Source organism: Streptomyces sp. CBMA29, from assembly GCF_014596445.1.
Classification (GTDB): Bacteria; Actinomycetota; Actinomycetes; order Streptomycetales; family Streptomycetaceae; genus Actinacidiphila.
In genome coordinates, this window is sequence record NZ_MECL01000030.1 from 1 (window position 1) to 12,719 (window position 12,719).

Consider the following 12,719-nt stretch of genomic DNA (forward strand, 5'->3'; position numbering starts at 1 on the left):
CCCTCGGCCCCCGGTGCGGGGAACACCACGTCGATCACATCCGGCGGCTCTTCGCCGCCGTTGCGGGACTCGGATGCCGCGACCGCCGTCGCCGCGCCGTCCGGCCGGTGCCGACGCTCCCCGTCCGCCGGCCGCCGCCCCGCCCTGTCGTCTTCCATGTCCATCACCGGTTTCACTCACGCCACTGCCGGATCATCCCCACCCGCAAAAACTTCCGCACCCCAGGGTGCGGTAACAAGGTGGCCCCGCCAAGGGGGCCTTGACATCCGCGGACAAGGGTGAGCCGTCGAGGAGCCGACGGGCCGAACCGGTCCCTCGGCGTCCCCTCTTGGGTATCAACAGGCGCAGTGGCACCGTGCGTGATCCACGGTTGTCGCCCGCGGCCGGGCCCGACACGGCAGAATAATCGTTTCTGCTGCGGGTCCGGCCCGGCGACCGGCGGTGCGGCGGCAGTGCTCAGTACATCGACGGCGGCGGCGGGGGCGGCGCGGGGCTCGGCTCGGGCGTCGGCGGCACCGGGTCGGGCGCCGGGCCGGGAGGCACCGGCTCGGGTCCCGGAGGTGTCGGCGTCGGATCCGGTACCGGGACCGGACCCGGGCCGGGGGTGGGGCCGGGCACCGGAGACGGGAACGGATCGGGCCCCGGCGTCGGGAAAGGCTCGGGCACGGGGTTGGTCATCGCTGCCTCCGAAGGTCCTGGCGAGGGCCTCTTCGCGGTCCTCGCCGACTGGACACGACACGTACCCGGTCATCGCGCGCCTATGCCGCACGCCCCCGCGCGCGCTCCCGTGGGAGTGAACCGCGCCGGCGCCCGCAACTGCGCGCCCACGGCGCGTTGTCTGTCCCGGGGACTGATCCATGGCGGAAGGAGCCGGTGATGGCAGAGGACTGGGAAGACCTTCGGGAACCTGGTGTGGTGCACGTCCTGATCACCGCGCGCGACGAGGCCAGCGCGTACCGCGTCTTCGATGCCCTGGTCGACCGCTTCCCCGCGGTCGGTCCGCCTGCCCCAGGCCGCTCCCGGCCCGGCCTCGTCGTCCTGGCCGTCCTCGCACCCACCGCCTGACGGCTCCCGTCTCCGGGGCCACCGCGTTCCGCGGGGCGCGGGGACGGCGGCCGAATGGCCCATCGGGTGTTTGGGGTGGCCAGGCGGCCCGAGTCCCGGGTGATCACCCGCGGGGGCGCGTATCCCCATGGGAAGGCGGCACAGGTCCCGCGCGGGCGGCGCGGAAGCGCGACCCCATGGCGGAATGTGGGACGCTGGACAATGTCCCTCATGGCGATAAATCATGCCAAAGCTATCCTGGTGGTCCGTGTGGCCCGCCTCGCGGATGTGGTCAGCTGACCGCCGCCCGACCCCGGAGCAGGTGCATGACGGCACGCAAGCGGCCCCCAGGTGGCGGCTACGACCCCCGTGTGGGGCCTTTCCCGACGGGTCTGCCGACGGCCCCGGAGATCGGCCCCGGGGAGCGGCTTGCCATGAACGGCATGGGCACCTTCGACTGGGACCTCGACCTCGGCACCTTCGACCTCGACCAGGCGGGACTCGACGTCTTCGACCTGCTCCCGGAGGAATTCGACGGCCGGATCGACTCGCTGGTCCTGCGGGTGACCCCGGAGGAGAGGTCCCGCCTCGACATCATGCTGCGCAAGGCCCTGCAAACGGGCCGCCGCAGCTACGGCGGATACTTCCAGGTCACCCGCAGGGACGGCGCCAAGCAGTGGACGCACACCCAGGGCGCCATCCTGCGCGACGACCTCGGCAACGCGTACCGCGTCCTGGGCATCGTCAGGGACGCGACCGCCGAGCTGACCCAGACCCCCGCGCCCAGCACTCCGCCGCCGCGGCACGAGCGCCGCAGCCTGCCCTCGATCGTCCGCCGTACGATCGAGGCGCTGTCCACGGCCGTCACGGTCGACGACGTCATCGCGGTACTGACCGGCGCGGGCGGCCTGGAGCGCTTCGGCGCCGACGGACTGACGCTCGGCCTGATAGAGGCGGGCAATCTCAAGGTGGTCGCCTTCAGCGGCCGGGAGATGTCCTTCTACGAGGGGCTGCGGCTGCGGCGGCTCGACGACTCGCTGCCGCTCACCCAGGCCGTCATCACGCAGCAGCCGCGATTCGCCACGGACTTCCCCGCGCTGGCCGAGAAGTTTCCGCTGCTGCGCGCGCAGATGAAGCCCGGCGCGGGCGGCGACCCCGACAGCCACTTCGCGGCGGCCTTCCTGCCGCTGGTCGCCCAGGCCCGCTCCATCGGCGGCCTCGCGCTCTTCTACCACGACCGCACCGAATTCCGGCCGGAGGACCGCGAGCTGTACATGACGCTCGCGGGCATCCTGGCCCAGTCCCTCCAGCGCGCGATCCTCTTCGACCAGGAGCGGGAGTTCGCCACCGGCCTCCAGGCCGCGATGCTGCCCCGGCACATCCCGCGCGTCGACGGCGCCGAGATCGCCGTCCGCTACCACGCGGCGCGCAGCGGGCGGGAGGTCGGCGGCGACTGGTACGACGTGGTCGCGCTGCCGCAGAACCGGGTCGGCCTGGTCGTCGGCGACGTGCAGGGCCACGACACGCACGCCGCCGCCGTGATGGGCCAGCTCAGGATCGCCCTGCGCGCGTACGCGGCCGAGGGCCACCCGCCGTCCACCGTGCTCGCCCGCGCCTCCCGCTTCCTGGCGGAACTGGACACCGAGCGCTTCGCCACCTGCGCCTACGCGCAGATCGACCTCGCCACCGGCTCCGTCTCCGCCGCCCGCGCGGGCCACCTCGGACCGCTGATCCGGCACACCGACGGCCGTACGGGCTGGCCGAATGTGCGCGGCGGGCTGCCGCTGGGCCTGGCCACCACCCTGGAACTGCACGAGTTCCCCGAGACCCGGATCGACCTGGTGCCCGGCGAGACGCTGGTGTTCTGCACTGACGGCCTGGTCGAGGAGCGCGGTCTGGACATCACCATCGGCATGGAGGCGCTGGCCGAGGCGGTGCACTTCGGCCCGCAGGCCGCCGAGGCGCTTGCCGACCACCTCGCGGAGAACCTCTGGGAGCGCTGGGGCTCAGGCGACGACGTCGCGCTGCTGATCCTGCGCCGCGCCCCCGACACCGGCACCCCGCGCGCCCCGCGGATGCACAGTTACGTCCACCAGGCCGACCCCGAGGGCCTGGCCGACGCCCGGTCCGCCCTGCGGCAGGCGCTCACCGACTGGGGTCTGGCCTACCTCGCCGACGACGTGGAACTCGCCGCGGGCGAACTCCTGGTCAATGTGCTGCTGCACACCGAGGGCGGCGCCGTCCTCACCCTTGAGGTGCTGCCGGAGCCGGTACGCCGGGTGCGGCTGTCGGTCCAGGACCGGTCGAGCGTCTGGCCGCGCCGCAGGTCGCCCGGCGAGGCGGCCACCTCGGGCCGCGGCCTGCTGATGATCGACGCGCTCGCCGCGTGCTGGGGCGTGGAGCCGCGCGGCGACGGCAAGGCCGTCTGGTGCGAATTCGACCCGGACGAGACCGGTACGGACGGCTGAGCCCCCGCTTTCGGGACCCGGCCGCCCGCGCCGCAGCCGTGTTCAGCTCACGTTCAGCGCCGTGTCGTCGATGACGAACGAGGTCTGGAGCTTGGAGCCCTCGGTCCCGGTGAACTTGACGGTGACCGTCTGTCCCGCGTACGCGCCCAGGTTGAAGGTGCGCTGCTGGAAGCCGGAGGCCGCGTTGACGTTGGAGTACGTGGCCAGGGTGCTCAGTACGGTGCCGGAGGAGTTCAGCACCTGCGCCTTGAGCGTGTCGTAGGCGGTGCTGCCGGTCTCCGCGGTGTCGATGTGCAGCCAGAAGCTCAGACTCGCGGCGCAGCCCGCCGGGATGGCCACCGACTGCGCGACGGTGTCCGTGGTGGCGGTCCCGTAACCGTCGAGCCACGCCTTGTACGACCCGCTGTGCGCCGCTTGCGACGCGTTGTTGTTGATGACGCCGCTGGTCGCCGTCCACGACGAAGTGCCTGACTCGAAGCCGGGGTTGGCCAGGAGCTGGCGCGCGGTGCAGGTGCCGCCTGTCGGCGGGGTGGTCGGGGGAGTGGTGGGCGGCGTCGTGCTGCCCGATCCCGAACCCGCCAGCCAGGCCGTCGCGTTGAGCGCGAGCGCCGCGTCGGTGCCCGCCGGGTCGTCCCAGCCGTTGTAGAGCGTGTTGCCCGACTGGCCGGTGCCGTCGTCGGCGGGTGAGCTGTCACCCCAGATCGCCACCCGGCCGCTGCCGAAGGCGCTGGTGACGAAGAACGCGCCGGTGTTGCCGGACGAACCCGTCCTGTACAGCAGTCCCTTGACGTTCGGGTTGTCCGCGGGCTTGAGGGTGAAGGTGGTGCCGTCGCGCAGGATGCTGCCCGTCACGTTGCCGAAGGGGCCGTGCAGCACCGGGTTGGACGCGTCACTGATCGCCCGCGGATTGTCGGTGCTGATGTCCAGCAGGTCGACGGAGAAGCCGAACGGGTCGGTGTTGTCGACCCCGTTGCTGGTCAGCAGGTCGTTGATGACGCAGGGCGAGTCGCAACCGTCGTTGTTGCGGTCGCTGTTGTTGTGGTCGGAGATCAGGAAGAGCCCGCCGCCGTTCTGCACGAATTTCATCACGGCGGTCTTCTCGGCCGCGCTCAGCTTCACGTTCGGCTCGGGCAGCACGAAGGTGTCGAAGTTGCTGAGGTCCTGGGCGTTGGAGCTGTTGCCGTAGGTGATCGTGCGGCCGGACGGCAGCGTGTTGAGGGTGTAGCCGCCCGCCTTCTGGAGCGCGACGCCCCAGGCGGAGAAGGCGCCGGTCCAGTCCGTCTCCTTGGTGGGGTTGGCGTTCTGGCCGAGCGGGTCGGGCTGGCTCGTGCTGATGATCCAGTCGGCGTTCCCGGCCGTCTCGGCCTTGGTGTTGTCGAAGAGCACGCGGTGCGTCGTCGCCGCGGCCGGCACGACCGGGGCGCCGGGGGCGGCCTGAGCGGAGCCGCCGCTGAGACCGGCCGCGCCGAGCGCGATCGCGCCCAGTGCGGCTGCCGCGCCGATCAGGACGCGGCTGCGGGGCACACGGGATCCAAGCATCCGTCAACCTCCAGGTGGGGGGGGGCAGTGGGGGTGCGGGAGATGATTCTGCGCGCGTAGAATTTGTGACTGATGTGCCGTGCGTGACGAAGGGGTGAACGCTGCGGGTCGGCTTCGGCAGTGAAATGATGCGTCCCTGACAATAGCGCCTCGGCTGCGGACACGCGTCCGCCTCCCCGTGTGAGCCGTCATCACATACGGGGAGGCGGACGCGCTCACCGCGGCGGGCGCGGCGTCGCGGTTACTGCGACACGCGCACGTAGTCGATCAGCATGCGCTGCGGGAGGACCGTGGTGGCGTCCGGAGCTCCGGGCCAGTCACCGCCCACCGCGTTGTTGAGGATGATGTAGAACGGGTGGTCGTACACCCACGGACCCCTGGTCGCCTCCACCGTCGCCTTGTCGGCGGTGAAGAAGGCGTGGCCGTCCACCGAGAACGTCATGTGGTGGGAGTCCCAGTCCACGGCGTAGGTGTGGAAGTCCGAGGCGAAGTCGCTGCCCGCGAGGGTGTACGGGGACCCGTAACCGTTTCCGCCGTTGTAGGCGGGGGCGTGCAGCGTGGAGTAGACGGAGTCGGCGACCTTGCCGACGTGCTCCATGATGTCGATCTCACCGGAGTTGGGCCACGGCGTGCCCGTCTTGAAGTTGGACCCCAGCATCCAGAACGCGGGCCACAGACCCTGCGTGCCGCTCACCTTGATCCGCGCCTCGACGTGGCCGTAGGTGAAGTTGAAGTGGTCCGAGGTGTTGATCCGGCCCGAGGTGTACTGGTGGCCCTCGACGTTCTCCTTCCTGGCCTCGATGACGAGGTTGCCGTTGCCGTCCATCGAGGTGTTGGCGCCGTTGGTGTAGTACTCCAGCTCGCCGTTCTGGCCGCCGCCGATGTCCTGGGTCCACTTGCCGGTGTCCGGCTTGGTGCCCGCGGCGCCGTTGAACTCGTCGCTCCACACCAGGTGCGTGGGGTTGCCCGGGTCGGGCGGCAGGGCGGGCGGCGCCGTGGGGTTGCCGCCGGTGCCGTAGACGTCGAAGGTCCACAGCGAGTACCCGTAGCCGTTGCTGCGCGCGGTGCCGTACATCCGTACGTAGCGGCCGGTGCCGTCCACGTTCAGGGTCTCCTTGAAGCCCTTGCCGGTGGTGGTGGAGTAGATGCTCGTCCAGTTGGTGTTGTCCGGCGAGACCTGGATCTGGTAAGCGGTCGCGTAGGCCGGGTCCCACTGGAGGACGACCTGCGTGATGTGCGCGGTCGCGCCCAGGTCGACGCTGATCCAGCCGGGGTCGACCCAGCCGTTGGTGTCACTGGTCGCCCACCGGGTGGCCGGGTCCTCGTCGAACGCCTTGGCCGGAGTGCAGCCGACGCAGCTATTGGCGTTCTGGTAGGTCGAGGCGGAGGCCGGCTTGTTGTACGACAGCAGGACCGCGCCGCCCGGCGGTGTGGTGGGCGGGGTGGTCGGGGGAGTGGTGGGGGGAGTGGTCGGCGGGGTCGTGCTGCCGCCGCCACCGGTGAAGATCTGGAACTCCCAGAGCGAGACGCCGTATTGGGTGGCGCGCGCGGTGGTGTAGACCCGGACGTAGCGGCCGGTGCCGGTCAGGGTGATCAGCTCGGTCGCGCCGGGGCTCGTGGTGGTGGAGTAGGCGTTCGTCCAGGTCGTGCCGTTGGCGGAGACCTGGATCTGGTACGCCTTCGCGTACGCCGTCTCCCAGCTCAACTGGACACCGCAGATGTTCTGCGAACTGCCGAGGTCGACCTGGAGCCACTGCGGGTCGGCCGCCGCGCTGGACCAGCGGGTGCCCATGTTGCCGTCGACCGCGGCGGAGGCGGGAGTGCCCGCGTTCTCCGTGGACGAGGCCGTCGCGGGCTTGTTCAGCGCGGAGTTGGCCGTACCGCAGGCCGCGTTGCCCGTGCCGGTGGAGCCGTAGACCTTGAACTCCCAGAGCGAGACGCCGTATTGGGTGGCGCGCGCCGTGGTGTTGATCCGGACGTAGCGTCCGGAGCCGGTGACGTCGAGGGTTTCGGTGCCACCCGCGCCGGTGGTCGTGCTGTACACGTTCGTCCAGGTCGTGCCGTTGGCGGAGACCTGGATCTGGTACGCCTTCGCGTACGCCGTCTCCCAGTTGAGCACCACCTGGGAGAGGGTGGACGTGGCCCCGAGGTCGACCTGGAGCCACTGCGGGTCGGCCGCCGCGCTGGACCAGCGGGTGCCGAGGTCGCCGTCGACCGCGGCCGACGCCGGTGTGCCCGCGTTCTCCGTGGAGGAGGCCGTGGCCGGTTTCGCCTGCGAGAGCAGGGTGCCCGCGGCCTTGGCCGGAGTCTGCGATACCGCCAGCGCGAGCGTCGCGACGAGGGCCGCGACGAAGGCGAGGATCAGCGATCTGGGGAATCGTGTCGTGGGGGATGGACGGGTCTGTGGGGGGTTGCCGATCACGGCGTCTCCTGATTGGTCGCCGAGCGAGAGAGCGCTCTCTGAATGCTGCGATGATTACGGCGCTGTTGCTGACACGTCAAGAAAGTGAACGAGATTCGCCCCGCGAATTCACCCGGACCCGCCTTGGTGTCGACACCCGAAGGGTCAGCGAACCACTCGTCCCGATAAGGGAGTTAAGTGGCTTGTCGCTGTGTGCAAGAGCTTGAGACGGCGGACATGACGATGGCGGCGGAGAAGAGTCTCCGCCGCCATGATTGGTCCAGTCCTGCGCGTCAGCCGCAGGTCAGTACCGGCCCCGCCCAGTCGGCGTGGTCGGAGTCGTTGCCGTTGCCGCCGTCGGTGACCACCAACCGCAGCTCCGTACCGCCGCTCAGAGCGGCCGTCAGATGGCGGGCCGTGTCACTGCCGGTGACGACACCGCTGTCGGCGACCAGTGCCGAGTCGCGGTAGATCTGGAAGTCCACCGAGCCCTTGCTGCCGACCTCGTCGTCCACCCCCACATCGGCGGTGACCGAGGAGCAACCGCCGCCCAGGTAGTAGACGACCGTGCTGGCCGCGTGCACCCCCAGACCCTTGGCGTACGTGGTACCGCCGATAGTGATCGTCTTGCCGTCGCCCGCTGCCTGTTCGCCGTTGCTGTGGTCGCGCTCGACCGGGCCCCAACCGCTCACCGCCGACGACCAGTTGAGGTCGCTGAGGGCGTGCGCGCCGGCCGAAGGGCCTTTGCCGCAGGCCATCTTGGGGTCGGCCCAGTCGGCGTGGTCGTAGTTCATGCCGTCGCCCGCGTCGGTGACCACCAGCCGCAGCGTCGTTCCTCCGGTCAGGTCGGCGGTCAGACGCGCCGCCGCGTCGTTGCCCGTACGGGTCCCGCTGTCGGCGACCAGCGTGGAGTCGCGGTAGATCTGGAAGTCCACCGACCCGTTGCTCCCCACCTCGTCGTCCACCCCGACGTCCACGGTCAGCTTTCCGCACAGACCGCCCACGTAATAGGAGATGTCACTGGGCGCGTGCACCCCGAGTCCCTTCGCGTACGTGGTACCGCCGATGGTGATCGTCTTGCCGTCGCCCGCGGCCTGTTCGCCGTTGCTGTGGTCGCGTTCGACCGGGCCCCAGGCGTTCACCGCCGAGGTCCACGACAGGTCGCTCAGCTCGTTGAGACCGGTCGGCGGCGGCACCGGGCTGCCCGGGGTGACCCGGAACATCACCGTGCCGTGCGCGGGCACCGACCCGCTGATCGCGCCGCTGGTGCTCGAAGTCGCCTTGGACCACAGGTCCTTGAGCGCGTACGAGGACGCGCCGCCGACGCCGACGGCCTGCGCGGTGGTGCTGACGGTCTGGGCGGAGGCGTTCTCGTTGGTGAGCGTCACCGCGCGGTCGCCGTTGGCCAGCGGCTTCGACATCACCACGAGCCCGCCGGAGGAGGAGACCACCGAGCCCTGCTTGCCCAACGGGTCCTGGTCCACCGCGATCACGTCGGCGTTCTTCAGGATCGTCAGCGTGGCGGCGGACGCGGTCCTGATGTCGCTGCCGATCAGCAGCGGCGAGGCCATCTCCGACCAGAGGCTGAAGTGGGTGCGGTACTCGGTGTCGGTCATGCCGCCGTTGCCGACCTCCAGCATGTCCGGGTCGTTCCACGCGCCCGGTTTGGCGTACGGCGCGAGCTGCTGGTTCTGGTGCGCGATGTTGATCATGCTGGACCACGAGTCGCTGATGTCCCCGGTCGTACGCCAGGAGTTGCCGACCGCGGGCGCCCAGTTCCACGGCTGGTTGGAGCCCCATTCGCAGATGCTGTAGAGGATCGGCCGGCCGGTGGCCTTCAGCGCGTCGCCCATCGCCTTGTAGCGCTGCTGCGCGTCGACGTTGTTGTTGTTGCAGTTGTCGTACTTGAGGTAGTCCACGCCCCAGGACGCCCACAGGTTGGCGTCCTGCTGCTCGTGGCCGAGGCCGCCGGGGAAGCCCGCGCTGTTGCAGGTCTTGGTGCCCGCGGAGGAGTAGAGGCCGAATTTCAGCCCCTTGGAGTGGACGTAGTCGGCGACGTTCTTGATGCCGTCGGGGAAGCGCGCGGGGTCGGCGACGAGGTTGCCGGAGGCGTCGCGACTGGGCAGCGCCCAGCAGTCGTCCAGGTTGACGTAGGTGTATCCGGCGGCCTTGAGGCCCTGGGAGACGAAGAGGTCGGCGATGCCCTTGACCATCGCCTCGTTGAACTGGGACCCGCAGCCGGTGGAGTTCCAGTTGTTGAAGCCCATCTGCGGGGTCAGGGCCAGGCCGTTGTCGAGGGCCGCGGCCGGCGGCGCGGCGGCGATCTGAGCGGTCACGGCGGCGGTCGCGGCCAGTGCGGTGAGTCCGGCTCCCGCCCCGGCGACGAGGGTGAGCGACGCGGCCGAGGCCGCGAGGCGCTGCCGGAGGTGGTGTGTTTTGGTGTGTCGTTCGTGCGGCATGTGCGGCTCCGTGTCATTTCAATGGCGCACAATCCAACGGGGTCGAACGAAAGCAACCACATTCCAGCGGTGCAGCGTGAGCATGTCAATAAGTGCGGTGCGGTGAACCCTGAAGCACCGTGCGCCGATCCCGAATGACCGTACGAGGCGCGCCACCGGCCGTTCCGGAGGAGATCGACTTTAGGGTGGGCCCGGACCACTGAGATCGCCGAGAGCGGGAACGTGCACCGGATGCCCGACGTACCAGAACCCATGGTCAAGCTGGTCCGGTGGACCACGGAACCGGCTGCCGCCCAGATCCTCAGGTCCACCGCCGCCGCGGTCATCGCCTATGTCACGGCCGTCCAGTTGACCCCGCAGCCCGCGCCGCTGACCGCGCCCCTGACGGCGCTCCTCGTCGTGCAGGTCACCCTCTACTCCACGCTCACCACCGGCATCCGCCGGGTGAACTCGGTGGTGGTCGGCGTCCTGATCGCCATCGGCTTCAGTGCCCTGGTCGGTCTGACCTGGTGGAGCCTGGGCCTGACGATCTTCAGCGCGCTGCTGATCGGCCGCGTCGTACGGGTCGGCGAATTCGTGGTGGAGGTCGCGATCAGCGCGATGCTCGTCCTCGGCGTGACCCGGGTCGCGGACACCGCGTGGGACCGGGTGCTGGAGACACTGATCGGCGCGGGCGTCGGCCTGCTGTTCAACCTGCTGTTCGCGCCGCCGGTCTGGGTGCAGTCGGCGGGCGGCTCCATCGAGTCGCTGGCCCGCCGGATGGGCGGCCTCTTCCGCGACATGGGCGGCGAGCTGGCCGGACATCTGCCCGTCGAACGCGCCGCCGCCCGGCTGCACGACGCGCGCCGGGTCGACCACGACATCGTCGAGGTCGACGCCTCGCTGCGGCAGGCCGAGGACAGCCTGCGGTGGAATCCGCGGGTCCGCGAGGGCGTGCTCTCCCGGATCGTGCTGCGCACCGGGCTCGACACCCTGGAGATCTGCGCGGTCGTGCTGCGCGTGCTGTCCAGGACGCTCACCGACCTCGCCAAGCACCGCACCGAGGAGTCGCTGTTCCCCGACGACGTCGCCGCCGAGCTGGAGGAGCTGTTCGACCACGTGGCGCACGCGATCGAGAGCTTCGCCGTACTGATCACCACCCAGGTCGCGGCCAACGCGCAGTCGGCGGAGGAGCAACTGGCCCAGGCCCTCACCGACAGCGTGGCCAGCCGCGACAGGACCGCCCAGCTGCTGCTCGCCAAGGTGCGCGAGCACCCCCGGCAGTGGCAATTGCACGGCGCGCTGCTGGCCGAGGTCGACCGCATCCTGGACGAGCTGGCCGTCGAGAAGCGGTCGGAGCGCCTGGTGGAGGAACTGGACCGCTACTCGCGCGAGCAGAGCGACCGGCACCCTTGGCTGCACATGATCAAGAAACGGCTGGGCTCCGCCCGTGCGGTCCTGCCCTGACGTCCTGCGCTGACGTCCTGCGCGAGAGCATCCGTACTCATCCGGCTGACGTGCGCGGCCACCGTATACGGCCGTACAGCCGTACGGCTCAGGCGCCGGACTCCTCCTGCGGGCCGAACCAGTCGAGGCAGACCACCAGCGCGTCGTCGTCCGCGTCGTGCCCCCGGTAGTCGGGCAGCTCGCGCAGCACCGCGCCCGGCACGTCGGCGGCGGGCAGCAGACTCGTCGCCGACAGGCCGCGGATCAGCGCACGGTCGCCGTACGCGTCGCCCTCGGGGGAGTACGTGGCGTACACGCCGTCGCTGGCGAACAGCAGCCGGTCGCCGGGCAGCACGTGGAACTCCTCGACCACATACAGGGTCTCCTCGAACATCCCGAGCGGCAGCTGCTCGTCGAATTCCACCCGCTCGACGGTCTTGCCGCGCTGCCGCCAGAGCCGCGGCGACCCGGCGTCCACCACCTGCACGACGCCGCTGGGCACGTCGAAGGAGAGCAGCAGCGTGGCGACGTGGGCGGCGCCGCGGTAGCGCGACCACAGCGCCTGGTCGGCGAGCGCGGCCTGGTCGGCGATGCCGATGCCCGCCCGGCGCGCGTTGCGCAGCGCGTTGACGGCGAGGCTGGTCAGCAGCGACGCGTCGATGCCCGCGCCCATGCCGTTGGTGATGGCCAGGGACAGGGTGTCCGGGCTGGCCGACCAGTCGAAGTTGTCGCCGTGGATGGCGTAGGCGGGCTCCAACTGTGCGCCGAGCGAGTACTCGGGCCGGGCGAAGGCGCGGCCCGGCAGCAGTTCCCACTGCATCTCGGCCGCCAGGGTGAGCCGCGCGGCCCTGCGGGCGACCAGATAGTGGTCGGTGTCCCGCTCGGCGACCACCAGTTCGCGTCCGAGCAGTTCCGCCACCTCGGCCAGCTCGCCGACGCCCTGCACGGCGTGCCGGTCGGCGGGCAGCACGACCGTGAGGATGCCCTGCCGGTCGCCGCGCACGGTGACCGGCAGATGCACCGTGACCTCGCCGTCCCGCCCCGAGCGCTGCTCCACCGGCTGCTGGCTTCCGAAGGCCCTGCCCTGCGGGGTGTTGTGCACCGGCAGGGAGAGCCTGGAGGGCGCCGAGGTGTCGACCGACTGGAGCACCGTGGTGCTGTAGTCGGCCAGCAGCAGGTCGGCCGCGACCGTGCCGTAGTGCTCGGCCAGCGCGGTGCGCGCGGTGTCCAGCAGAGCGTAGGGAGCCGCGGCGCGCAGGGCGCGTTCTACGGCCAGGAAATTCGTCACGGGCGGGACAGCCTTTGCGGTCGGTGGGAGTGGTGGGTGGGTGGGTGTGGGGGTGGGTGTGGGGGTGCTGAGCGGTGCCGGCGGACGGTGTCGGT

The 12,719-nt window shown here is 70.7% G+C and carries 7 protein-coding genes; 3 read left to right on the plus strand and 4 right to left on the minus strand.

The features are described 5' to 3' along the window. Positions 1–876 precede the first annotated feature (876 nt). Both BGM09_RS04695 and BGM09_RS04700 read left to right on the plus strand, forming a co-directional pair. Positions 877–1,065 carry a hypothetical protein gene (locus tag BGM09_RS04695; protein WP_188280116.1) on the plus strand — a complete coding sequence of 63 codons (189 nt, stop codon included), beginning with the start codon at positions 877–879 and terminating at the stop codon, positions 1,063–1,065. Positions 1,066–1,370: 305 nt separating this feature from the next. Beyond that, complete coding sequence (locus BGM09_RS04700; protein WP_188280117.1) at positions 1,371–3,512, plus strand: SpoIIE family protein phosphatase; 2,142 nt, start codon at positions 1,371–1,373, stop codon at positions 3,510–3,512. A gap of 42 nt (positions 3,513–3,554) precedes the next feature. Here the strand turns inward: BGM09_RS04700 and BGM09_RS04705 are convergent, their stop codons facing one another. The 3 genes from BGM09_RS04705 to BGM09_RS04715 form a co-directional block, all read right to left on the minus strand. Beyond that, entirely contained in the window at positions 3,555–5,051 is a 1,497-nt protein-coding gene (locus BGM09_RS04705) for a hydrolase (RefSeq protein ID WP_188280118.1), read from the minus strand. Positions 5,052–5,292: 241 nt separating this feature from the next. Further along, the gene (locus BGM09_RS04710; protein WP_188280136.1) at positions 5,293–7,413 is read right to left on the minus strand and encodes a discoidin domain-containing protein; all 2,121 of its coding nucleotides are present in this window, start codon (positions 7,411–7,413) and stop codon (positions 5,293–5,295) included. Between the two features lie 332 nt (positions 7,414–7,745). After that, positions 7,746–9,911 (minus strand): NPCBM/NEW2 domain-containing protein, encoded by a 2,166-nt coding sequence (locus BGM09_RS04715; RefSeq protein WP_188280119.1) that lies wholly within the window; start codon positions 9,909–9,911, stop codon positions 7,746–7,748. A gap of 231 nt (positions 9,912–10,142) precedes the next feature. On the opposite strand from BGM09_RS04715, the gene BGM09_RS04720 reads away from it, so the two are divergent. Then, positions 10,143–11,357 (plus strand): FUSC family protein, encoded by a 1,215-nt coding sequence (locus BGM09_RS04720; RefSeq protein WP_188280120.1) that lies wholly within the window; start codon positions 10,143–10,145, stop codon positions 11,355–11,357. 88 nt (positions 11,358–11,445) lie between these two features. Here the strand turns inward: BGM09_RS04720 and BGM09_RS04725 are convergent, their stop codons facing one another. Beyond that, positions 11,446–12,624: a PP2C family protein-serine/threonine phosphatase gene (locus BGM09_RS04725; protein WP_317452530.1), complete on the minus strand. Its 1,179-nt coding sequence runs from the start codon at positions 12,622–12,624 to the stop codon at positions 11,446–11,448. Positions 12,625–12,719: the final 95 nt, after the last annotated feature.